This window comes from Paenibacillus ilasis, assembly GCF_043195395.1.
Taxonomy (GTDB): domain Bacteria; phylum Bacillota; class Bacilli; order Paenibacillales; family Paenibacillaceae; genus Paenibacillus_AQ; species Paenibacillus_AQ lautus.
Window position 1 is genome coordinate 1 of sequence record NZ_JBHDJG010000003.1, and the last position, 22,176, is coordinate 22,176.

The 22,176-nt window shown below is 49.3% G+C and carries 23 protein-coding genes and 1 rRNA gene; all 24 read right to left on the minus strand.

The window, feature by feature from the left end:
- A 16S ribosomal RNA gene (locus ACETK5_RS24245) occupies positions 1–401 on the minus strand; the annotation flags it as partial.
- 474 nt (positions 402–875) lie between these two features.
- Positions 876–2,603, minus strand: a complete 1,728-nt coding sequence (locus ACETK5_RS24250; RefSeq protein WP_394058355.1) for a LysM peptidoglycan-binding domain-containing protein — start codon at positions 2,601–2,603, stop codon at positions 876–878.
- Between the two features lie 163 nt (positions 2,604–2,766).
- A complete protein-coding gene (gene ilvE, locus ACETK5_RS24255) occupies positions 2,767–3,651 on the minus strand; it encodes a branched-chain-amino-acid transaminase (protein ID WP_100540828.1) in 885 nt (294 codons plus the stop codon).
- Positions 3,652–4,539, minus strand: coding sequence for a prephenate dehydratase (gene pheA / locus ACETK5_RS24260; RefSeq protein ID WP_100540827.1), 888 nt, complete (start codon positions 4,537–4,539; stop codon positions 3,652–3,654).
- Positions 4,536–5,504, minus strand: coding sequence for a homoserine kinase (gene thrB / locus ACETK5_RS24265; protein ID WP_326115301.1), 969 nt, complete (start codon positions 5,502–5,504; stop codon positions 4,536–4,538). The genes pheA and thrB overlap by 4 nt, the downstream gene beginning before the upstream one ends.
- A complete protein-coding gene (gene thrC / locus ACETK5_RS24270; RefSeq protein WP_076323143.1) occupies positions 5,501–6,574 on the minus strand; it encodes a threonine synthase in 1,074 nt (357 codons plus the stop codon). Before thrC ends, thrB begins: the two co-directional genes overlap by 4 nt.
- Before the next feature lie 63 nt (positions 6,575–6,637).
- Positions 6,638–7,924: a homoserine dehydrogenase gene (locus ACETK5_RS24275; protein WP_100540825.1), complete on the minus strand. Its 1,287-nt coding sequence runs from the start codon at positions 7,922–7,924 to the stop codon at positions 6,638–6,640.
- A 54-nt stretch (positions 7,925–7,978) separates the two neighbouring features.
- Positions 7,979–8,416 (minus strand): ACT domain-containing protein, encoded by a 438-nt coding sequence (locus ACETK5_RS24280; RefSeq protein WP_009594028.1) that lies wholly within the window; start codon positions 8,414–8,416, stop codon positions 7,979–7,981.
- 275 nt (positions 8,417–8,691) lie between these two features.
- Entirely contained in the window at positions 8,692–9,345 is a 654-nt protein-coding gene (locus tag ACETK5_RS24285; protein WP_394058358.1) for a hypothetical protein, read from the minus strand.
- 45 nt (positions 9,346–9,390) lie between these two features.
- The gene (locus tag ACETK5_RS24290; protein ID WP_394058360.1) at positions 9,391–10,134 is read right to left on the minus strand and encodes a hypothetical protein; all 744 of its coding nucleotides are present in this window, start codon (positions 10,132–10,134) and stop codon (positions 9,391–9,393) included.
- Between the two features lie 24 nt (positions 10,135–10,158).
- Positions 10,159–10,917, minus strand: coding sequence for a hypothetical protein (locus ACETK5_RS24295; RefSeq protein ID WP_394058362.1), 759 nt, complete (start codon positions 10,915–10,917; stop codon positions 10,159–10,161).
- Between the two features lie 20 nt (positions 10,918–10,937).
- Positions 10,938–12,245 carry an SPFH domain-containing protein gene (locus tag ACETK5_RS24300; RefSeq protein WP_394058364.1) on the minus strand — a complete coding sequence of 436 codons (1,308 nt, stop codon included), beginning with the start codon at positions 12,243–12,245 and terminating at the stop codon, positions 10,938–10,940.
- Positions 12,246–12,533: 288 nt separating this feature from the next.
- Positions 12,534–13,844: a GTPase ObgE gene (gene obgE / locus ACETK5_RS24305; protein ID WP_100540820.1), complete on the minus strand. Its 1,311-nt coding sequence runs from the start codon at positions 13,842–13,844 to the stop codon at positions 12,534–12,536.
- A gap of 13 nt (positions 13,845–13,857) precedes the next feature.
- The gene (locus tag ACETK5_RS24310) at positions 13,858–14,535 is read right to left on the minus strand and encodes a Spo0B domain-containing protein (protein WP_394058366.1); all 678 of its coding nucleotides are present in this window, start codon (positions 14,533–14,535) and stop codon (positions 13,858–13,860) included.
- A 232-nt stretch (positions 14,536–14,767) separates the two neighbouring features.
- Positions 14,768–15,079: a 50S ribosomal protein L27 gene (gene rpmA, locus ACETK5_RS24315; RefSeq protein ID WP_071223405.1), complete on the minus strand. Its 312-nt coding sequence runs from the start codon at positions 15,077–15,079 to the stop codon at positions 14,768–14,770.
- Positions 15,080–15,096: 17 nt separating this feature from the next.
- Positions 15,097–15,429: a ribosomal-processing cysteine protease Prp gene (locus tag ACETK5_RS24320; protein WP_100540819.1), complete on the minus strand. Its 333-nt coding sequence runs from the start codon at positions 15,427–15,429 to the stop codon at positions 15,097–15,099.
- A 13-nt stretch (positions 15,430–15,442) separates the two neighbouring features.
- The gene (gene rplU, locus ACETK5_RS24325) at positions 15,443–15,754 is read right to left on the minus strand and encodes a 50S ribosomal protein L21 (protein ID WP_006208810.1); all 312 of its coding nucleotides are present in this window, start codon (positions 15,752–15,754) and stop codon (positions 15,443–15,445) included.
- Between the two features lie 161 nt (positions 15,755–15,915).
- The gene (locus ACETK5_RS24330) at positions 15,916–17,151 is read right to left on the minus strand and encodes an Rne/Rng family ribonuclease (RefSeq protein ID WP_100540818.1); all 1,236 of its coding nucleotides are present in this window, start codon (positions 17,149–17,151) and stop codon (positions 15,916–15,918) included.
- Between the two features lie 118 nt (positions 17,152–17,269).
- Positions 17,270–18,133: a M50 family metallopeptidase gene (locus tag ACETK5_RS24335; protein ID WP_100540817.1), complete on the minus strand. Its 864-nt coding sequence runs from the start codon at positions 18,131–18,133 to the stop codon at positions 17,270–17,272.
- Positions 18,126–19,046 (minus strand): peptidoglycan DD-metalloendopeptidase family protein, encoded by a 921-nt coding sequence (locus ACETK5_RS24340; protein ID WP_394058370.1) that lies wholly within the window; start codon positions 19,044–19,046, stop codon positions 18,126–18,128. Before ACETK5_RS24340 ends, ACETK5_RS24335 begins: the two co-directional genes overlap by 8 nt.
- Positions 19,047–19,217: 171 nt before the next feature.
- Positions 19,218–20,012 (minus strand): septum site-determining protein MinD, encoded by a 795-nt coding sequence (gene minD / locus ACETK5_RS24345; protein WP_009594006.1) that lies wholly within the window; start codon positions 20,010–20,012, stop codon positions 19,218–19,220.
- A 3-nt stretch (positions 20,013–20,015) separates the two neighbouring features.
- Positions 20,016–20,678, minus strand: coding sequence for a septum site-determining protein MinC (locus ACETK5_RS24350; RefSeq protein ID WP_100540815.1), 663 nt, complete (start codon positions 20,676–20,678; stop codon positions 20,016–20,018).
- Positions 20,679–20,761: 83 nt separating this feature from the next.
- Positions 20,762–21,289 carry a rod shape-determining protein MreD gene (mreD, locus tag ACETK5_RS24355; RefSeq protein ID WP_394058372.1) on the minus strand — a complete coding sequence of 176 codons (528 nt, stop codon included), beginning with the start codon at positions 21,287–21,289 and terminating at the stop codon, positions 20,762–20,764.
- Positions 21,286–22,161: a rod shape-determining protein MreC gene (gene mreC, locus ACETK5_RS24360; RefSeq protein ID WP_394058374.1), complete on the minus strand. Its 876-nt coding sequence runs from the start codon at positions 22,159–22,161 to the stop codon at positions 21,286–21,288. Before mreC ends, mreD begins: the two co-directional genes overlap by 4 nt.
- Positions 22,162–22,176 lie beyond the last annotated feature (15 nt).

Below are 22,176 nucleotides of genomic sequence, written 5' to 3' on the forward strand. Positions count from 1 at the left end.
CGTCAGGCTTTCGCCCATTGCGGAAGATTCCCTACTGCTGCCTCCCGTAGGAGTCTGGGCCGTGTCTCAGTCCCAGTGTGGCCGTTCACCCTCTCAGGTCGGCTACGCATCGTCGCCTTGGTGAGCCATTACCCCACCAACTAGCTAATGCGCCGCAGGCCCATCCCCAAGTGACAGATTGCTCCGTCTTTCATTATTCCACAATGCTGTGAAATAAATTATCCGGTATTAGCTACCGTTTCCGGTAGTTATCCCAGTCTTGAGGGCAGGTTGCCTACGTGTTACTCACCCGTCCGCCGCTAACCTTCAGGAGTGCAAGCACTCCATTAAGTCCGCTCGACTTGCATGTATTAGGCACGCCGCCAGCGTTCGTCCTGAGCCAGGATCAAACTCTCCAATAAAGTGTTTGATTTGCTCATTTCTTAACTGACGAGAATTTGTTCAATTCTCTATTTCAACGTCCCACCAAAGTGGTTCGTTTTACTCACTCGTTGTTCAGTTTTCAAAGATCAACTTCTCGTTACCGGCGAATCTCGTTCGCACCAGCAACTCTTATAATATATCATGTTTGTTTCGATAATGCAAGAGGTTTTTTTAGAAAGTTTTTTTAAGTTCTTCTTAAGTTCTCAGTACTTTCGGTTTACCTCTATCCCATCGCATCTTGCTTATCGCGGCTGGATTTATAATGTATCATATTTTTCGATTCGATAGCAATACATAATTTCTTCCAGATGGTATTTCTTTTATTAATGGCGGTTAGCAGTATTACATTACAGTACAGTAGATTCATAGACAGTATGTCAGGCGAGCATACAAAAGGGACCAAGATGAGGTCCCTTTTGTTTAGCTATAACCAGGCTTTTATTGTTGATGTCTTAACCCTTGATCCAGGGATTGTGGCGCTTACCTTTTGGTGAGGCTTGAGGCTTGCGTGATTTCTTGGCTGCGGTTCTTGTTTTATTAGCTTGCTGACGATGGACTTTGGCCCGCTCCTTGGCATTCTCTTCAATGGTGGTATCTCTGGATGCGGATGGTTCCGTATCGTTCTCAACTTCACTGCTGACCGACATATTGGATTGCTTCACTTCGAATGAAGCCGACGGATTGAATGCCGAATCGAACTGCTGGTCATTTTGCCGATCATTCCAGTTTTGTTCATATGGATTTACAAATGGAGGATATGCTCCTTGAGTTCCCATGTGTGCGGACGGATAGCCGTATGCCCCAGCATTGTATTCCATTCCACCCTGCCAAGGTTGATACGGTACCGCCATATCTGGTGCATACTGATAATGCCCGTGCTGCGGCATGTTATAGTGCGGGCTCACTTCTCCCCCGTGGCACCCGCAAGGAGATGGAACATAACCGTATGTCGCCGCTGTATGATGATGCTCAGGATATGGATGGTAATCGGAACCCATATTCCCTGTATAGGATTCCGTAATCGAGAACTGGGAATATTCCAAGCTCATGGGCTGTTCAGAAACACCCGGATATCCTGAAACTACATTTCCCCAGCCTTCATTGTAGGAAACAGGCATCGCTTCCTGCGGTATATGGTGGTACGGATGGACGGCTGTGCCGTAATCGGCACCATGCCAATGTTTAGGTTCATGGCAACCACATGGTCCTTCATGAAACCCGCCGTATGGAGGCATCATAAATGCAGGCGCTTCTTTAAAAGGAAATTCCGGACACGGATGCGGCATCATATGAAGTGGCATCTCCGCAAAAGGCGGACATGGTTCGGCCATGGGATGGATTGGGTGAGGTAACGGCATGGTTTTGACAGGGTACATAAACTCCGGCTCTATTGGTTTATATGGCGGGTTGTACTCTGGTTTGAATTCAGGTTTGAATTCAGGTTTGAATTCAGGTTTAAATTCCGGCTTGAAATCAGGCATGATTACGGGCTTTTTAAAATCCGGCATGACATCCGGTTTCTTTACTTCTGGCAGGATCTCTGGTTTCTTGACTTCCGGCAGAACGATCGGCTTCTTGATTTCAGGTAAAATCTCCGGTTTGTACTCCGGTTCGAATTTCTTAGGCTCCTCGGGAAAAGGCGAAATCTCAGGAAGTTTCGGCAAAATCGGCGGCTCGGGCTCCTTAACTTCGGGAACAACCGGAGGCTGCTCGATCGGCGCTGTGATTTCTTCCTTTACCCCGGTGTAATCCTTGCTGCCCGGCTTCTTCTTGCCCGGGGTAGAACCACTGCCACTACCACTGCTCATTGAAACTCCGTCATCTGCGCCAGACTCCGCATATACGCCTGATGAAGGGATGTTCACGACTTCTCCCACCAGCAGGGCATTCGGATTTTTAAGCTGCGGATTGGCATCGATGATTTCCTTCAATGTGACTCCCCATGCCTTCGACAATTTCCAGAGGGAGTCCCCCTGCTTTACCGCATGCTTATGGATAATGGGTTGGCTGCCGCCTGGTACCGGAACAGGCTCTGTCGGTACTTTGATTTTGGTACCGACATCGAGCTTATTCGGATCCACCAGCTGTGGATTGGCATCGATGATTTTCGCTAAAGGAACGTCGTATTTTTTGGACAGCTCATATAGGGTGTCGCCTTCCTTGACGATGTGTATCTTCACGCCGCTAAAACCTCCTACACTCTTCTAGGCGTCATGTAATTCGCCCGCTTTCGTTACTACATCCTATGCACGGAATAGGCGATTGACATCCCTCTGGGCAAAAAAAATCCTTTCATCGACATGAAAGGATTGTTTAAGTCGTTTATTTAGCTGTCCTAAAACATTAGGATTCCCACACCTTATAACCGTCTTGATCCACTATTCTGCGGAATTCCTCGAGCAATTGAAGCGTAATTGGACCAGCCTGCCCTTTTCCGATCATCCGTCCGTCAATTTCACGAGCGGCGATGACCTCAGCGGCGGTTCCTGTAAAAAAGACTTCGTCGGCAATATATACGTCATGCATGCTGAAAGGCTCTTCCTTCAATTTAATACCGAGTTTATCGCATAGATCAATAATCGCCTGACGGGTAATGCCTTCAAGCGCACCAAGGTAGCACGGTGGCGTGGTGACCACGCCGTTTTTCACGATAAAAATATTATCCCCGGAGCCTTCCGTCACATATCCTTGCGCATTCATCATGATCGCTTCATCCGCTCCCGCAAAGTTGGATTGGATCTTCACAAGAATATTGTTCAAATAGTTCAAAGACTTGATTTTCGGATTGAGCGCATCCGGAATGTTACGGCGCTGGGCTACGGATACGGCCTTCAAACCATTGAGATAAGCTTCTTCAGAGTAGATTGCCAGCTGTTCCACAATGATTAACACCGTTGGTTTAGGGCAGCGACGCGGATCCAGACCCAGATTGCCAACGCCTCGGGATACAACGATACGGATGTACCCGTTCCGCATATCGTTGCGTCGAATCGTTTCAGCCATAGCTTCCAGCAGCTCATCATATGCCAGGGGGATGACTAAATCGATGGACTTGGCGGAATCGTACAGCCGATCCAAGTGTTCCTTGCACTTAAAGATGTTGCCGTTATATATCCGAATGCCTTCGAATATGCCGTCCCCGTACAAAAATCCATGGTCAAAAACGGATACTTTCGCATTCTCTTTTGTGACGAATTCTCCATCCAGATAGATCCATTGCTCTGACATTTACTTAACCTCCATTTTCTCACTCTCGTACGCATAGCCCGGATAAGTACCCAGCACACGAACCAAACATCCCAGCGCCTCTATCTCTCCCATGGCAGCGAGCAATAGAACGGAATCCGCTGCGGCCATGACATCGATATAAAAATAGTAATTACCGAGCTTCTTCTTCGTCGGACGGGATTCGATGCGCGACAGGTTCAGGCGCCGCCATGCAAAAGCCGAAAGCACCTGATGCAGCGCTCCCGGCACATCCTCTGGGAGAGTCACAAGAATGCTGGTCTTGATATGCTCCGGCGAACGGTTGACTGAAATCGGCTCGCGTCCAATCAATACAAACCGGGTGTAATTGTTATCATGGTCGGTAATACGCTCGGCAAGCACGTTTAATCCGTGAGTGGCTGCGCCTAGTGAAGTGCCGATCGCCGCCCATCCCTGGCCGGGATTTTCCTTTACGATCTTAACCCCTTCCGAGGTGCTGCCTACTTGCTCCAACTCAGCCTGTGGCGCAGCCTTCGCGAGGAACTGACGGCACTGGGCCGTTGCTACTTGGTGAGACCAAATTTTTGTGATTTTACTGTAATCCATCGTACCGTCATTTGATTGGAACTCGGCAGCATTTCCGATCAGGTTTTGAATGGATGGATAGACCCACTCCACCTGCATCGGCAGATCCACCTCATTGACCAACCAATCCATATGAAGGCTCACGGAGCCTTCGATGGTATTCTCAATCGGGATCACGCTATAATCGCTTTTTCCTTCTACTGTAGACATAAATACATCAGAGATCAGTTTATGGTGGACAAACTCCACCGGCTCACCGTTAAGGAGATAAAGTATCGCTTCATGAGATACCGATCCTGAGGGCAACAAGGCTATTTTTTTCATGCGGTAACTTCCCCTCTAATCATATCCAAAAAGGATCTATTGTTTATATCATCCAAGAGCTGGACGCCTTCCGCAACTGGATTCAATTGGTAGCACGAAGACGAGATTCCTTCCGCCTTCATCGTCTCCATTAAATACGCGCTCAATTCTTCTACCCGCGAATCGTTCCGATCCACCAACGCAATCATCGTCGGGCCCGCTCCGCTTAGCGCAACGCCGAGCGCTCCGTGGCTTGTCGCTTCGGTCAAAATCTTGGTCATCCCTGGCACAAGCGGCACCCGATAGGGCTGGTGAATCCGGTCTTGCATAGCGGCACGAATCAAGTCCAGTCTGCCTGCAGAAAGAGCCGCGGTCATCAAGGAGGATCGACTAATATTATATACAGCATCCGCTAAACTGACCTGGGCGGGCAGCGCTTCCCTTGCTTTGGATGTAGCCAACTCGAAATCGGGAATAACCACGAGCGTTCCGAGGTCAGCTGGAGGTTCAATGCGGATATAATCCGCATGGGCTCCGTCCCATACAGCCGTAATAATCCCTCCAAATAAAGAAGCCCCTACATTATCCGGGTGCTTCTCAAGATCCGTCGCCATGTCAAAAAGCTTGGAATCGGGCAGCGGCGAACCGATCAGCGCATTAGCAGCCGCCAGCGCCCCTACAATCGCCGATGCACTGCTGCCGAGGCCGCGGGTAAGCGGAATTTCGGAATACATGGAAATCTCAAGATCAGGAACAGCCTGTCCCGCCTCTTCAAAAACCATCTGAGCCACCTTGTAGATCAGGTTGCTCTTATCGGTCGGCAGACCGCCCATCTCATCACCATGAAGATGGAATACGGTCTGCTCCGACGCCTTCATCTCGATCCAGGAATACAGAGACAATGCCATGCCGAGTGTATCGAATCCGGGTCCCAAATTAGCCGTACTGGCCGGAACCCTCACCCGGACACCTTGGGACAAACTCATACCCGTGCAGCTCCTTCAAGCTTAGCAATGGCATCCATTACAGCTGATTCCGTATCTGATACGACGAGCGGTTCGGCGTTCACGGTAGAAATGGCGATATTCGGATCCTTGAGCCCATGCCCTGTCAGCACACAGACAACGGACTCTCCACCTTTAAAGTATCCTTCGCGCTTCATTTTATAAACGCCTGCGATGGAGGCTGCCGATCCTGGCTCGGCAAAAATGCCCTCACGCGATGCGATTTTGCGGTATGCTTCCAAAATCTCTTCATCCGTCACGTAGTTAATCTGTCCACCGGATTCTTCTGCGGCGGCAACCGCGGTTTTCCAGCTGGCCGGGTTCCCGATACGGATGGCAGTCGCTACCGTTTCCGGATTCGCGATAGGCTCGCCCTTCACGATCGCCATAGCACCTTCCGCTTCAAATCCAAGCATTTTCGGAAGTGAAGATGATTTGCCCGCAGCATGGTACTCTTTAAATCCTTTCCAGTAAGCGGAGATGTTCCCCGCATTGCCGACCGGAATCGCCAGCACGTCCGGAGCTTTCCCCAACTGGTCAACGACTTCGAATGCAGCCGTCTTCTGGCCTTCGATTCGATAAGGATTCACGGAGTTCACAAGCGCAATCGGATGCTTCGCCGTAATCTCGCGTACAATTTCCAGCGCGCGGTCAAAATTGCCCTCGATCGCAATGACCTTCGCTCCATAGATCATCGCCTGGGCGAGCTTGCCGAGCGCAATATTATTGTTCGGAATGATAACGATACAATTTAACCCGCCACGAGCGGCATAAGCAGCAGCTGCTGCAGAAGTATTACCCGTGGAGGCGCACATAATGGTACGGCTTCCCTCTTCCATTGCTTTCGCTACGGCCATCACCATCCCGCGGTCTTTAAATGAACCCGTTGGATTAAGTCCTTCAAATTTGAAATGCAGATCAATTCCGAGCTCTTCGGATAGATTCACAGCTTTGATCAGGGGGGTGTTCCCTTCCTTAAGCGTTAGAAGCGGAGTACGCTCATTTACCGGCAAATATTCTCTGTAGGTTTGAAGCAATCCTTCATACGGCATCTCTCATGTTCTCCTTTTCTTATGAAAAAATTAGTTCTGGTCATTAAATGGATTCTAATTCAATTATCCTTCAACACGGTAAACACTTTTTATCCGGCGAATGACTTCCAGGCCTTCGAAATGATTCAACACTTCATCCATATTGGCTTTGCTCGCGTTGTGCGTGACGATGATAATCTCAGCATCCGGATTATGCTCGTTCGGCTGCTGAACAACGGATTCCAGGCTGACGTTGTATTCAGCGAACACCTGCGTAATCTGGGCAAGCACACCTGCTTTATCGTCCACATGCAGCAAAATGAAATTCTTGTACATGATCTGCTCATCGGTTTTGAGTTTCTTCGGTTTGTAAGGAACGATGGCTTTGAGGCCGTTGACGCCGAGCTTCAGATTCTTGATGACGGCAACCAGGTCGGCAACAACGGATGTAGCGGTTGGCATCTCGCCGGCGCCGGCGCCGTAAAACATCGTTTCGCCTACGGCTTCTCCGTATACATAAACCGCGTTAAATACCCCATTCACGGCGGCGATAGGATGTCCATTGCGAACCATCGTAGGCTGAACCGTGATGCTGAACTCATCGTCCTGACGCTCCGCTATACCCAGAAGCTTCATCTCGTAGCCCAAACGCTTCGCATAGGCGATATCTTCTTTGGTCACTTGCGAAATTCCCTTAACGGTTACATCCTGGAGCTCGACGTTCGTTCGGAAGCCGAGTGTGCCGAGAATCGCCATTTTTCGGGCCGCGTCCAATCCTTCCACATCGGAGGTCGGATCGGCTTCTGCATAACCCAGTTCCTGAGCTTCGGCCAGGACATCCTCATACGATGCGCCTTCTTGGCTCATCTTGGTCAGAATGAAGTTGGTTGTACCGTTCACGATCCCCATGATTTTCATGATACGATCCGAGGAGAAGCCTTCAATCAGCGTTCGGATAATGGGAATGCCGCCAGCAACGCTTGCCTCGTAAAACACGTCGCACTGCTTCTCTTGCGCCTTGGCTAATATTTCGGCACCGTGGAGAGCCATCAGATCCTTATTTGCGGTGACGATATGCTTGCCGCGCTCCAGCGCTTCGAGGATATAGGTTTTCGTCTGCTCGATCCCGCCCATCACTTCAACGATGACATCAATCTCCGGATCACGGATGACCGCCCATGGATCTTCCGTCAATTTATTCTGATCCACATTGACACTGCGGTACTTCTCCAAATGTTTGACAGCGATGCGTTCTATTGTAATCGGCGAACCGACCTGACTGCTCAAATCCTCCTGGTGTCCCTCTACGATGCGGACAACCCCTGTTCCTACGGTTCCTAATCCCAAAAGTCCTACTTTGACCGGTTTCATTAATACACTACCTCCTGTATCCCATCACATAGATATCTATTTATTCGTCATAACTTAACCTTGGCCTATCATCTGCACTCTTCTAACTCCAGCTATTCGCCTCAATCCGTCGAGTAGATCATCCAGCTCCTCATTCAACCTGGAAACTTCGACGGAAATCACGACATTGGCGATGCCCTGCAGCGGAATGCTCTGATGAATGGTTAACACATTCCCGCCTTCACCCGCTACCAACCCCAGAACTTCGGATAGCATCCCGGAGCGATGTTCCATATCGATAGAAATCGTTACGATTTCATCACGTTCCAATTGATTGATGGGGTGGATTCCATCCTTGTACTTATAAAAAGCGCTTCGGCTAAGCCCAACCTGCTCAACAGCTTCATGGACCGTCCTAACGTCTCCCGACGCCAGCAATTTTTTCACTTGCATCGTCTTAACCACAGCCTCGGGAAGGATGTCTTCCCGGACCAAATAGTAGCGTTCCTTCACAAACGTCCTCTCCTCAAAGACTACTGTATTCGTATAGTGGACATTATACTGGATATACCAAGTAAGGGCAATACATAAGTGTCCAGTTTTTTAGATATTCCGATATTTCCTATGTCAACGCTATAGCCTATACTATATCGCAATTCGAATCGGAACACATCGGTATAAACATCAAAATTGTAAATGATGCGCAAGAAAAAGCAGTCTCCGATATGTGGAGACTGCCCATGAAACAATCATGCTTTCGATTTGAATTCAAACGCTCCGCGGTAAATCTAAGCAACAATGATCGTGCCGCAGTACTCGCACTCTTTTTCCTCTTGGTGTGAGATCACGGTTCTTGCACCGCAGCCGGAACATTCCACAGACTTCGATCCAATATCCTGTTGAGTCTCAGCAGGTTCCACTGACTCTCTGTGCAATGAAGTGATCATCAGCACACCATTCTCAATCCTCCCAGAAGGAAGCATGCGCTCCTTGATCATAAAGTTCAAATCCCGGATCACGTGGGCCTGGGTTTGATTCGCTACAATCGCAATATGATCGATGTAAACCAGACGCCGCTGCAAAACGGCCTCTGCGTAAATTCTCAACAGCTTTCGGAATTTCTTGTCTGCTAGGTCAGCAGCAACAAGCAACAGCATGGCAGGGACTAATAGGCACAATGCCATCGCTAAATTGCCGTTTAAGAATTCCTCGCTGGTTTCGCTCCCCAGTGATATGATCAGTGAGGTCATAATGTACGTACCGAACAATACCCATCCGACCAGCCTTGCATTTCTTCCCCTGAAACTATGATGTTGTTGCGTAGGTAATATCCGAAACGCAGCAATGATCAAAGCTAATGGAAAAAACACATACGTCAGACCAATAATAAAATAATCGAATTTTGAAAATTTCGGTTTAAAAGGCTTCGCTAAAACGCTCATACCAAGATCTCCTCATTTGTTTCTTAATCGAACGCATGAATAAGGTTAAGCCACAATCACCGAACCGCAATACTCACATTCTTTTTTCTCCAAATGCGTTACGACCGATCTTGCCCCGCAGCCCGGACATTCCACAGATTTCGGACCAGGATCGGGCGCGGCTTCGTTTCGGGTTATTGGCGTTCTAACATCACCTAGTGAATACTGCACTCGCTGGCCACTGCGCGAAACAAATTCCCCTTGCAATGGGGACTGGGACCTCCTCTTCAAGGACGGGATGATGACAACACCGTTGTCCAGCTTTCCGCTTGGCAGCATACGCCGTTCAAACATGAACGTGATATCCCGGACGGCATGTGCCGGCGTTTGTCCTGCTTCTCGAGCGATATGTTCAATCTGGACGAGCCCTCTTTGCAGAATGGCATTCGAATAAAATTGCAGCAAACGGTTGAATTTTTTCTCTTCTTTTTTGGCTATCAACAGCATGATGATGGCTGGAATCAGTATAATAACGCCCCACACGATGGAAGCCGAATAGAGGCCGTCGACATCTTTATCATCCATCGTCGCGAGGATCATAAGCAATTCAAAGATTCCATAGGTTATGACCAGAACCCACCCGAAGAGCCGGTTGTTTCTTCCCTTACACTGATTATGGCGATGGGTGACAAGGACCCGAACAGCCGCCAGCACAATGGCCAGCGGAAAAAACAGAACCGCCAGCGCGATAATGGAATAATCCATGCCTGTGAATTTCTGTTTAAAGCGCTTCAGATCAGACGCTCTCATATTCCATCCCCTCTATCATCTGCATTAGGTTGATCCCGCTTTTGCTCTCAGAAGTTCCGTGTTGCGATCCTGTACCGTTCTAAGGATGTCGCGGATGATGTGAATCGTTTGCTCTGCCAGCTCATCGCGTTGTTCCGCTTGCGTCTCCCCGATCAGCGCCACTTGATCCTCCAACATCGCGATCTTTTGCTGGATCATATGCTCCACTTCGTATAAAGAGGTGTCTGTGATAGGATCACTATAACGAAGCGTTTCCTCAAGCTCGGCCATCTGCCGGTCTAACGAATGAATGTTCTCTCCCGGCATCTCACCTAGTTTTCTCCGGATTCCCTCGATCCAGGCCACCGTCTCTTTCTTAACCGCCAGATGATCACTTTCCTTCCGTTCATGAGCCCCTGCATATTTTCCCGCCAGAGCTACCAATCCCAAAACAACCGAAAACCCCAGAAAGGTTATAAGATGAATCATAAAATACGAAGATTCAGGCAGCTTAAATAAATATCCCAGCAGAATGACCTCCAGCAAAACGGAGACTGCATAGATTACTATAATGACGCCTGAAGCAATATAAAAAGGAGCTCCTGACAAAGCCGCTTTACGCCCGTAAATGATAAAACCGATAAAGACGAGAATGGCCGATTCGGCGCATCCGAGGGCAATGCCGGATATCCAAGAATTCAGCTGAACCATCCCACCGATCAATCCGAACAGAAGAATGGTTACGACCGGAAGCACAACGGCAGCCAGCCATAATCCGTTTCGACTTGTGGTTCTTGTATTCACTCTATTCCCTCACTTTCACTTCACATCAATTTATGTCCGCACTCCATGCAAAACTTCTGGCCCGGTTTGATCTCATGATGACATCCAGGACATGTAAGCGCATGGCTTGACCCGCAGTGCGGGCAAAACTTGGCTTCCGCATCCACCAGTTCACCGCATGCCCTGCAAGGCATAGGAAGCGCTGCACCGCAATCCGGACATTCGACGGCACCGGCCGGGTGGTCATGGCCACATTTAGGGCAGGCATGGTACGGGTCACCGCAGTGAAGGCAAAACTTGGCATTCGGAGGCAGTGGCTGCCCGCAATCGTTGCAATGAACGGTTCTCGCGAGTTCCTCCTCAGCCTGCACCTGAAGCGATTGTCCGCATCCCGAACAGAATCGGGCTTCTTCCCCGTTCCGTGTTCCGCACTTAGTACATGCCTTCTGTTTGATTTGCATATCGTTCTTCTCTTGAGCCTCCGAATTTTCAAACATATGCCGGGCGGTCTCATACATCGGACCTACCATACCAAGTCCCATGCCCAGACCGGTTCCCATGACCGCTGCCGGGCTGCCGGGATTCTTTGCCGCTCCCTCAAGCGTATTAAAGGTTCTTTCCTGATGATAGGTATATCCGATGATGTCCATCTCCGCTTTCTTTGCCAACGCTTCCTTGATTCGAACAGCTGCGGGGTCATTCTCCGGTATGTTGATGGAATCCACATAGAAATTCAGCAGGGTGATCCCCATCTCATCAAATGAAGGCGCAATCGCTTCCATGATATGCTTCGATATTTCCGCTATGTAAGCATTGATCTCCACAACGCTGATTTTTTTGCGAACGATATAGGAGGATATGATTTCCGTAATATTGGACATCAGTACGCCGCGATAATATTTAATCAGTGTGCTCTGGTCAAAAGTCGGCAGCGTACCGACCATGGTTGCCAGAAATTTTCGCGGATCGCTGATCTGTACGCCAAATTGGCCAAAAGCCCGGACCGATACGATGATATTGTATTTCGGATCTTGCAGCTGGATCGGCGAGCTCGTCCCCCATTTCACGTCCAGTGAACGAAGCTTGTTCACAAACCAGACTTCTGCCGTAAAGGGAGACTTCCCGCCGAAGGGAAGATTGATCACATTGGATAAAATCGGTATATTCGCCGTACTCAGTGTATGTCGCCCAGCCGAGAAGGAGTCCAGGCCCTGACCGCCCTTATACAGGATTGCCTCCTGTGTCTCATGAACAATAAGCTGAGTCCAAGTGCCTAACTCCTGATTCGGATAACGCCAAGCAAACACATCCGGCGGCCCTTCATATTTTACTACTTCAATAATAGCCATAGTTCTACACTCCTTTTTACGCCGTTCCTTCCATCCTGATGGTCTAGGGAAAAGGACTATTGTACTACTATTGTATACGATTTACCCGATATGTGGATGCAAAATTTGGAAACCTAAATGGAAAAAGGGTATAGGAACAATTTTACAACAGCTTCCATAAACCACTGCGCATATTTACGTGATATCGATTCACGGGGATGCAGCTGCATTCACGAAAAAAAATACCGCCAAGCCTGCTGTTATACAGACCTTGCGGTATTTTTCTTCAAAATGTATTTCTTTTGCGCATCAATAGTAGCTGCTGCCTTCAACAAATTCAAATTCGAAATCGCCAATCCGTACAATGGTGCCTTCTGTCGCGCCCCGTTTCCGAAGCTCTTCATCGATGCCCATATGACGCATCGTTCTTGCAAGCTTCAGAATGGCATCATGCGAATTCATCTGCATCCGTTTCAGCATCCGCTCAATTCGCTCGCTATGCACCACATACATCTCATTATCCCTAGTGACGGTGAAGGAGTTGTCGTTTTGTGCTTTGAATTTATAAACCTTACGCTCGGAAACCTCGGATACTTCTTCAATGGCCGGCTCATCCGGAATGCTTTCGAGCACATCGATCGTGCGGTAAAGAAGTTCCTGGATACCCTGTCGGGTCAGCGAGGAAATCGGCATCACCTCGATGTCCGGACGAATCTCTTTCACCTTCTCTTTGAAGGCCGCTAAATACTCTTCGGCCTCCGGCATGTCCATTTTATTGGCGGCTACGATTTGCGGCCGTTCGACTAGAACCGGGTTGTAAAGCCTGATTTCATCATTGATTTTTTCCCAGTCCTCAAACGGATCCCTTCCTTCCGTGCCTGCCATATCCACAACATGGACAATGACGCGTGTTCTTTCCACGTGCCGGAGGAATTCGTGACCAAGTCCCACGCCTTCATGAGCACCCTCAATCAGACCAGGCAAGTCAGCCATGACGAAACTGCGCCCGTCTCCAACCTCAACCACTCCCAAATTCGGCGTTATGGTCGTAAAGTGGTACGCGCCGATCTTCGGTTGAGCCGCAGATACAACGGACAACAAGGTTGATTTGCCTACGCTTGGGAACCCGACGAGACCTACATCCGCCATCACTTTAAGTTCCATGGTTACGTAACGCTCTTCGCCTTCCTCGCCGTTCTCGGCAAGTTCAGGCGCCGGATTGTTCGGCGTAGCAAAGCGGATATTTCCGCGTCCTCCACGGCCTCCTCTGGCAACAACAACCTGTTGACCGTGCCGGGTCAAATCACCAATCACCTCACCGGTATCATCATCCGTTAAGACGGTACCCGGCGGGATACGGACAATCATGCTATCCGCATTGGCGCCATGCTGACTTTTATTGCGGCCTTTTTCCCCGCGCTTGGCCTTAAAATGCTTCTGGTAACGGAAATCCATCAACGTGCGCAGTCCTTCGTCCACCCGGAAAATCACGTCGCCGCCCTTACCGCCGTCACCGCCGGCAGGTCCGCCTTCAGGAACGTATTTCTCTCGACGGAACGCAATGAGACCATCGCCGCCGTCTCCGCCTTTTACATATACTTTTGCCTTATCTACAAACATGAAATCACCTTCCTCAAGTCACAAACGGCAAATACAAACGATACGAGGTCTCCCCCGGCTCCGTCTGCTCCACCCGAATGCCTTCGCCTTTTACGGATTGTTCAATCTGAAGCTTCAAGCTGTCCGGGTCTCCAAAGGATCCTTCTCCTTGTGCCCATACCATCAGCTCTTGTTCTTGCTGCATAAATGTTAATGTTAATTGCCGGGTATCCCCCCAGGACGCTTTTCCGCTCAATTGAAAGGCTCTCACCATTTGAATGATGGCTTCGGTAAAAGACTCCGCCGTTTGTGGCGATACTTTGTCTTCCAGTTGCACCTGGTCCACAACTTCAACGTCGAGCTGCAGATTGTTGCTGTACGTGCGGTATGAATGTAAATAAAAAACCAGCGAAGGAATGCCCAGCTTCGAGATTCTGCTCTCCGTCGCCATCCTGTCCTTTATTCTTTCCACAGAACCCACTGTTTTATCAAGCTTTCCAAGTTGAATGTAGCCGTACAAAATTTGAAGCTCATTCATCCAATCATGACGATGGTGATTCAGCATCTGAATCGCCCTCTGCTCCACATTCCGAATGATGGCTTGCTGCCTGCGCTCCTCCGATTTTCGGACAAGCCATGCACCGCAGGCAGACGCAGCGACAGCCCAAACCGTTAACACTGCTCCTGCAGCCAAAGTCGGTTTCCATACCATCCATGCTACGGGTATTACGGAGGTTAACCCCGCCCCAGCTGCTATCCATTTCCAGGATTTCATCGCTTCTCCTCGTCTTTCAACAGCAATTGGTTACATTCACCAAATCCCAGTATATCATAGACTTTCAGGACGGTTCATCCCCTGGATGATGATCTTTGCGCATTTTACAAAAAAAGAAGCCCCGGCAACGATGCCGAAAGGCTTCTTCTGTATGCAGCATAAGAAACGATTAAGCTTCTACTGCAGCCGCTACTGGAGCGACATCAACCGGGTAGACGCTCACTTTCTTGCGATCACGACCCCAACGTTCAAATTTCACAACGCCGTCAACTTTCGCAAACAAAGTATCGTCTTTACCGATACCTACGTTCGTGCCTGGATGAATTTTCGTTCCGCGTTGGCGAACCAAGATGCTGCCGCCAGTCACTGCTTGACCGTCTGCACGTTTCACACCAAGACGTTTCGATTGGCTATCGCGACCGTTCTTTGTGGAACCTACACCTTTTTTCGATGCGAATAACTGAAGATCCAATTTCAACATGTTGTCTACCTCCTTCTTCAAGTAGTCAATTCTTGTATTCTTATATACTTGCCGTATGAATCGGCAATTCCCTGTAACATAACAACCATGGATTCGAGAAGCAGTTGAACTTGTCCCGAGACGGAATCGTCTGCCGTAGGCGGAAGATTCGCGCTAAGAAAGCCGCCCTTCATCCGGGTCTCCATAACGGTTCCGGTTAACGCTTCAATGGAATTGACCGTTCCCACTGTAATGCTGGAAACTCCAGCACATACAATATCTTCTCCAGGATTGGCATATCCCGCGTGTCCCGTTACCTTGAAGCTATGGATTCGTCCATCTCTCCCGCGCAGAACTTGTACAGTAATCAATTACCGCACCTTCTTACGCTTGGATTTTCTCGATGGTTACTTTAGTGTAAGGTTGACGATGACCTTGCTTCTTGTGGTAGTTCTTCTTCGGCTTGTATTTGTATACAACGACCTTACGGCCTTTACCGTGCTTCTCTACCTTTGCAGTTACAGTTGCACCGGAAACAACCGGCGTACCTGCTACCAACCCGTCCTCTTTGGATACGGCCAGTACACGGTCGAAAGTCACGCTCTCGCCGTCACCTGCAGTCAGCTTCTCGATGAACAATACGTCGCCCTCTTGAACTTTGTATTGTTTACCACCTGTTTCGATAATAGCGTACATTTGCTTGCACCTCCCTATGTCTCAGACTCGCCTAGTTCAAGGTGTCCGTCCCGAACAGGAACGTCCTTGCTAACCCAACCGGAGCGGTTACAGCATGTGCAGCAAACCATCACTAGACACATACCCAATGATAATATCATATTGCATGTTCATCGTCAACATTATTGTTCGATAACAACGCCTCTGCCCCCGCAAGCTCCGCAAGGCTTGGCAAATGGGAGCGAAGAGCTCTCTCTGGCTTTTTTGCGGGTCATTTCCAGCAGTCCCAGCTTGGTCCAACCCACCACAAAGCTCTTGGTGCGGTCCTTGCGCATCACAGTCTCCATGGCAGAAACAACCTGCTCCCGGTGCTCTTCACGATCCATATCGATGAAATCCACGATGATAATGCCTCCGATATCCCAGAGCCGCAGGATTCTCGCAATCTGCTGCGCCGCCAGAAGGTTTGTCCTCAGTACCGTTTCCTCGAAATTATCCCCACCGATATATTTGGCTGTGTTCACATCCATGACGGTCATGGCTTCCGTCTGATCTACAACGATGGTTACACCCTCGGGAAGCGTGATTTTCCTTGCAAAGCCGGCTCTCATCTGCTCGTCCAACCCGTAAGCTTGAAAAATCGGACTTCCTTCCGAGTAATATGTAACCTTTGGCTCCATGCCAGGAACGGTTTCCTTCAGATAGCTCTTGGTTTCCTCGCCTTTAAGCTTGCTGTCGATCACAAGTTCGTCATGAAGCGGATCAAAGGCATCGCGGAGAAATCGCTGCAGCAGACCTAAATCGCGATGAAGAAGCGTCGGAGCAGGAGAAGATTCGGCTTTGTCGAGAATTCGTGCCCACTCTTTTCGCAGATACTCAAGATCTCCCTTAAGGAATTCTAGAGGCTCGTCCTCCGACACGGTTCGGATAATAATTCCCTCTTCGTCTGTGCGGAGCTGCTCGCCGATACTCTTCAGCCTTGCTCTTTCCGCATCACGTCCGATTTTCTTGGAGACGGCAACATAATCCGCAGTCGGCATGTACACCATGCATCTGCCAGGAAGCGAAAAATGGGTAGTGACCCGTGCCCCCTTGCCACCTCTCGGTTCCTTCATTACTTGCACGATCAGTTCCTGGCCTACCGTTAGCAGCATCGAGATGGACGGCTTCTGCTTAGGCTGCTTCTCTAAATGAGGATGGAGCACATCATCAATATATAAAAATGCATTCTTTTTCAGCCCGATATCTACAAAAGCCGCCTGCATCCCCGGCAGCACATTAACGACCCTGCCCTTATAAAAACTACCGACTACACTTTGCTCACGACTACGCTCGACGGCGAATTCTGCTAACCTCCCATCTTCGATGAGGGCCATCTGAATGGTCTCATGCTCACAATGAACTATCATTTGCCTCATGGCTTCACCCCTCAAATGGAAGACGATATTCTATTTTTTTATCCTAACACAATCTCAGATGATATGAATGGATAAAGAATCATGGCCCGCCCTGCGTCTTCCTCATGGTGTCTACGATTTACGCATACCAGGGCGGACCATTTGATGCAAAATAAGAAGAAATCACATGCTGCTCCGGAACGACGGCAAGCAGGCTGCCTCGTCCGCTCATGACATAAATCAGATGATACTTCTCTCGTTTAAATAGACGCATGATATCATCCAAAGGTTTCGAAGAATCTGCAACGATTGGCTGGGCAGGACCAAGTCCATCCAAATTCCGTTCATATATCTCGCTCCGATTGACCAGAAATCTTAAGAACCGGTAATGCACATTCCGGTAGTCTTCAAAATTGGAATACGCTAAAAAGAGGCCGATCATCAGCACATTTAAACGAATACCGCCGCCGGAGAATAACGGCTGCAAGCCATACCCGATCATGATCAAACTGCACAAAATGCCTGCACGGGAAGCCCACAGCAAGGTCGCATGATAAGGGGCGAGCAGGCTGATGACGGCCTGCAGCACTTTGCCGCCGTCCAGCGGCAGAATCGGAAGCAGGTTAAACAGTGCAATGACGAGATTCCCCTGAATGATATAGGATAGCAGCTGCTCGTCTCCCCACCCCGCCCATCTGCACGCCAGAGTAATGCCTATCATGATGACATTTTGCAGCGGACCCGCAAGCGCAATGATGATTTCCTTCATTGCGGTCATCCTGCCGTCATCTTCAATGACAGCAACGCCGCCGAACGGCAGCATCTGAATGGCTCGTACCTTGAACCCCATCGCTGCCGCTGCGGCGGCGTGTCCCAATTCATGAATAAACACGATAATAAACAGGGTCAGCAATTCTAAAAAGCGACCGGTGAATACAGAGGCCAGCATGACAATAACAAAGAGAGGATGCAGCGACAATACCGTTCCCTTAAACTTAATCAAACGGAATCACTTCCGCCGGATCGACACCTCGATCCCCCTCTTTCAGTTCGAAATAAAGAGAAGGCGGGCTGCCTGTGCCTGAAGATGCCAATGTGCCGATAATATCTCCGCCTTGAACCCAATCGTTTACCTTAAGTCCCGTTTCTGCCAGCCTGCTGTATATCCCCGTTCTCTCTCCTGTATGCTGTATGAGAATGGTGATCCCATTCTCAGGATGCTCTTTAACCTCGAGCACGCGTCCGGTCTCTATACTCTTAACCGCTCGGTCTGCTAAAGAACCCCCTCCGGCTTCCAAAACGATGCCTTTAAGATCCACGGCAAAGGATTGGACCACCTTTCCGGAAAGCGGAGGCACTAAAGAAGTCCCGGCATTCACCTTCGTTGAGTGCTCGTCAGTTTGTCCAAAAATCGGAATAAAGGAAGGCGCGCTTCCAAAATGCTCCTCGTACCATACCTGGGCTGCCTGGAAATCCATCTCGTGGCTCAACCCTTCAACAATAAAAGCTTGCGTACGAAGAGCCCACGGCTGCTGAAACGAAAATACTCCCCATGCCAATCCAAACACCAGCGCGCTGACGATGATGCGGCGCACTAAGCCCGACAGGAACGAGGCTTTTCTTGGTGGCGGTTCTCCTGGATCACCTGGATCACCTGGATCCAGCGTGCCATACCAACCGCGGTGGCCTTGCTTCCAAAGCCGCTCGGGATCCGGTTCACTCTCTGCAAGACGCGGGGATGGGTTCGTTCTGTGATCCTGTATGAAGCCTGTCTGTTGAAGATTAAGATGGGCAGCCTTTCTCTCGGGAACGGGGGCCCATGACGACTTATCATGCGGCGTCGGTGACTGTTCCCCTTCCAGCAGCTCGCGAATACGGGCTTCTCTTCGGTTCTTGACTGAAGTTTTGATGTCCATTGTTCTTTCCCCCTTGGGGCTTGTTTTCTTACTCTATCCTATGAAGAGATGAGAGATATTTAGAACAAGCCCTATTGAAGAGGTGAACAGAATGTATGCAGATCAGAACCGCGTTGAGTAAGTGTACAAAAAAACCGCTGCCTACCGGCACCGGTTCTTTGTTAAAAGCCTTTAACCCATTCCAAAAAACTTTTTGAATTTGGTGAACATTCCTTTTTTCTGATGGATTTGCATCAGAGGAACGGTATCACCCAGGATACGACGGGCGATGTTTCTATAGGCGATGGCTGCCTGAGAGTCTGGATTCATCACTGTAGGCTCCCCAATGTTGGCCGCTTTAATGACCATTTCATCATCTGGCACGATACCGATCAGATCAATATTCAGCACCTGCAGCACATCTTCAATCTCCAGCATGTCGCCGGATTTCACCATGTTCGGGCGAATCCGGTTTACTACGAGCTTCGGAGACTCTACATGAGAGCTTTCCAGCAAGCCAATAATCCGATCCGCATCCCGCACGGCCGCATTCTCGGGCGTTGTAACCACAATCGCTTTATCTGCACCGGCAATGGCATTCTTAAATCCTTGCTCGATTCCAGCCGGACAATCGATAATGACGTATTCGAATTCCTTTTTCAATTCAAGCACGATATCTTTTACCTGCTCTGGAGAAACGGCATTCTTGTCTTTGGTCTGGGCTGCAGGAAGCATATACAGCTCATCGAAGCGCTTGTCCTTGATCAGCGCCTGGTTAAGTCGGCATCGCCCTTCTGCAACGTCGCACAAATCGTATATAATCCGGTTTTCCAGGCCCATCACGACATCCAAATTACGAAGACCGATGTCCGTATCAACCAGACACACTTTTTTTCCGAGCAGTGCCAAAGCTGTGCCGATGTTCGCCGATGTCGTCGTTTTACCGACTCCGCCTTTACCTGAAGTTACGACGATTGCCTCTCCCATGTTCTACACCCCTTTAAACACATTAAAATCCCGACCCAAACGCGAGATGTTGCTGATCTTATCGATCTCCATGCTTCCGTCCTTCAAATACGCAAACTCCATGACCGTTTCCCGCGTCTCCCATTCATCCGGCGGCCTGCTGATCATCTGGGAGATACGGAGCTGGGTAGGGGCAAAATACGAAGCCGCTATAATCGCTTCCTCGTTGCCCTCTACACCGGCGTGCGCGGTTCCGCGCAGAGCTCCCAATATGTAGATATCGCCGGTGCACGTTATGGTTCCGCCGGGATTCACATCGCCGAGGAACAAGAGATCGCCGTCATGATGCAGCACCTGTCCGGAACGCACCATCCCTGTCTTAAGCGTAAGCTTCTCCTCTGGTATGAGCTCGGACTCAAGCGGCGGCGATTCCACATTACGTATCAGCAGGTTGCCCTTTTGCTTCAATATGTCAAGAATCGTCTGCTTCTCTTCTTCGGAAATTTTCCGGGAACCCAGCTTCACATCCACATGAATGATGGGGCCGGTCAAAATATTCTGATGACTGTGCTCCAGCTTATAGCGCAGCTCGCTGAGCAGCTCCTCCAGCTCACACTGGTCATCAAGCAGGAATACCAGGCCATCTTTGATGCCCTTAATCGTCACATGATTGGATTTTACAGCCATAAGCCTGTCCCTCCCATCCCTATACATTTCGCGCTCAAACCTTCAAGTTCCTGCTAGTCTAGTAAAATGTCATATTGGAGGGTTCAGGATGCCTTCCTTCTCTGATTCTTCGTAACCAACTCAATCTGCTTGCGAAGAGGAACGTAAATCGCCAGAGCAAAGGCAAAATGAACAAGGAGATTGGGTAGCATATGATGAAGCAGTGACCAATTATAAGAAGTCGGATTGAGTCGAAACACCTTATATATGCCAAAAAGCGTACTGTCAAACAACAAGCTCCCCAGAATGACAATGGTCATCATCATGGGCAGCGGCGCCCGCGGGGACTTGAAGACAAGCCCCACCAAATATGCGGATACGCCCATAGCAAACGAATAAGTGCCAATCATCTCGCCGTAATACACGATATCGTGAAGCATGCCGAATAGGAGTCCGAGCACCAGCCCCGTATGGCGATGATAATAAATCGATACAAAAAACAAGCACACCAATACAAAATTAGGGTAAATCTGAAGCTGCAGCGAGCTTGGCGTTAACCAGAAAACAACCGTGCCCTGCAGGATAAACAGCACGAACAGCAATAGGACCAGAATCTGTTTACGTGCCATCATTTCGGCTCCTCAGGGGTAACCACGATAATGACGTATCTCCAGTCCTCGAATTTGGCGGCAGGGATGATCGTAGCCGTTCTGCTCTGACCGTATTGGCTTACCTGAACACTTTTCACCTTACCAATGATCAAGCCCTGTGGTATAACGCCTCCTGCACCGGATGAAATGATTTTGTCGTCTTTCTTGATCGGATCATCTTCCGAAATCCGCGTCATGAGCAGCGTGTTGGTCTTCTCATCGTAGCTCTCGACGACGCCAAACGTTTTATCCTCTTTGCCGATGGCCGTTACCGAAATCGGCTGCGGATTCGGATCCTGAGCGTCCATCGTGGTCAACAGCTTCACCGTTGAGGTGAAATTGCTGACGTTGCTAATGATGCCGACCATGCCGTCCACTGTCGTGACCGACATATTAGGGCGAACCCCATCGCGCTCGCCCAGATCGATAACAAGCGTCCGGTTATTCGGATCCGAGTTGACGCTAAGCACCTGGGCAGTTCGATATTCGTATTTGTCGCGGTTCTTCTGACTCTCTGTAAACTTGAGATCATCCTTGAGTTTTTCGTAATTAGCTTTCATCGTGTTGTAATTCGCACTCTCTCGAGAGTATTGGGCCACGGCTCTTCGCAGCTCCTCATTCTCTTCATAGATTGCCTTCATGTTTCGCACATCTTCAAAGAAACCCGCTATATAGGCAGCGGGCTTATAAAACACACTTTGCACAAAACCGACCGTATCTTTGACAAATTTTTCAGGCCAAGATAAAGAAGCTCTCGGGCCGAGCGTAAACCCCATAATAGCGATAAACGCTACCAGCCCGATGAGCATAATAAACAAACGCTTATTGCCTAGCAGCTTAAACAGTTGCAACACCCTCTAACTTACTGT

Excerpts from the sequence above, each read along its gene's own strand:
- ilvE (WP_100540828.1), bottom strand. The coding sequence starts at position 3,651 with ATGTCAGAGCAATGGATCTATCTGGATGGAGAATTCGTCACAAAAGAG.
- pheA (WP_100540827.1), bottom strand. The coding sequence starts at position 4,539 with ATGAAAAAAATAGCCTTGTTGCCCTCAGGATCGGTATCTCATGAAGCG.
- thrB (WP_326115301.1), bottom strand. The coding sequence starts at position 5,504 with ATGAGTTTGTCCCAAGGTGTCCGGGTGAGGGTTCCGGCCAGTACGGCT.
- thrC (WP_076323143.1), bottom strand. The coding sequence starts at position 6,574 with ATGCCGTATGAAGGATTGCTTCAAACCTACAGAGAATATTTGCCGGTA.
- ACETK5_RS24275 (WP_100540825.1), bottom strand. The coding sequence starts at position 7,924 with ATGAAACCGGTCAAAGTAGGACTTTTGGGATTAGGAACCGTAGGAACA.
- ACETK5_RS24285 (WP_394058358.1), bottom strand. The coding sequence starts at position 9,345 with ATGAGCGTTTTAGCGAAGCCTTTTAAACCGAAATTTTCAAAATTCGAT.
- ACETK5_RS24290 (WP_394058360.1), bottom strand. The coding sequence starts at position 10,134 with ATGAGAGCGTCTGATCTGAAGCGCTTTAAACAGAAATTCACAGGCATG.
- ACETK5_RS24300 (WP_394058364.1), bottom strand. The coding sequence starts at position 12,245 with ATGGCTATTATTGAAGTAGTAAAATATGAAGGGCCGCCGGATGTGTTT.
- obgE (WP_100540820.1), bottom strand. The coding sequence starts at position 13,844 with ATGTTTGTAGATAAGGCAAAAGTATATGTAAAAGGCGGAGACGGCGGC.
- ACETK5_RS24310 (WP_394058366.1), bottom strand. The coding sequence starts at position 14,535 with ATGGTATGGAAACCGACTTTGGCTGCAGGAGCAGTGTTAACGGTTTGG.
- rpmA (WP_071223405.1), bottom strand. The coding sequence starts at position 15,079 with ATGTTGAAATTGGATCTTCAGTTATTCGCATCGAAAAAAGGTGTAGGT.
- rplU (WP_006208810.1), bottom strand. The coding sequence starts at position 15,754 with ATGTACGCTATTATCGAAACAGGTGGTAAACAATACAAAGTTCAAGAG.
- ACETK5_RS24330 (WP_100540818.1), bottom strand. The coding sequence starts at position 17,151 with ATGAGGCAAATGATAGTTCATTGTGAGCATGAGACCATTCAGATGGCC.
- ACETK5_RS24340 (WP_394058370.1), bottom strand. The coding sequence starts at position 19,046 with ATGGACATCAAAACTTCAGTCAAGAACCGAAGAGAAGCCCGTATTCGC.
- minD (WP_009594006.1), bottom strand. The coding sequence starts at position 20,012 with ATGGGAGAGGCAATCGTCGTAACTTCAGGTAAAGGCGGAGTCGGTAAA.
- ACETK5_RS24350 (WP_100540815.1), bottom strand. The coding sequence starts at position 20,678 with ATGGCTGTAAAATCCAATCATGTGACGATTAAGGGCATCAAAGATGGC.
- mreD (WP_394058372.1), bottom strand. The coding sequence starts at position 21,289 with ATGATGGCACGTAAACAGATTCTGGTCCTATTGCTGTTCGTGCTGTTT.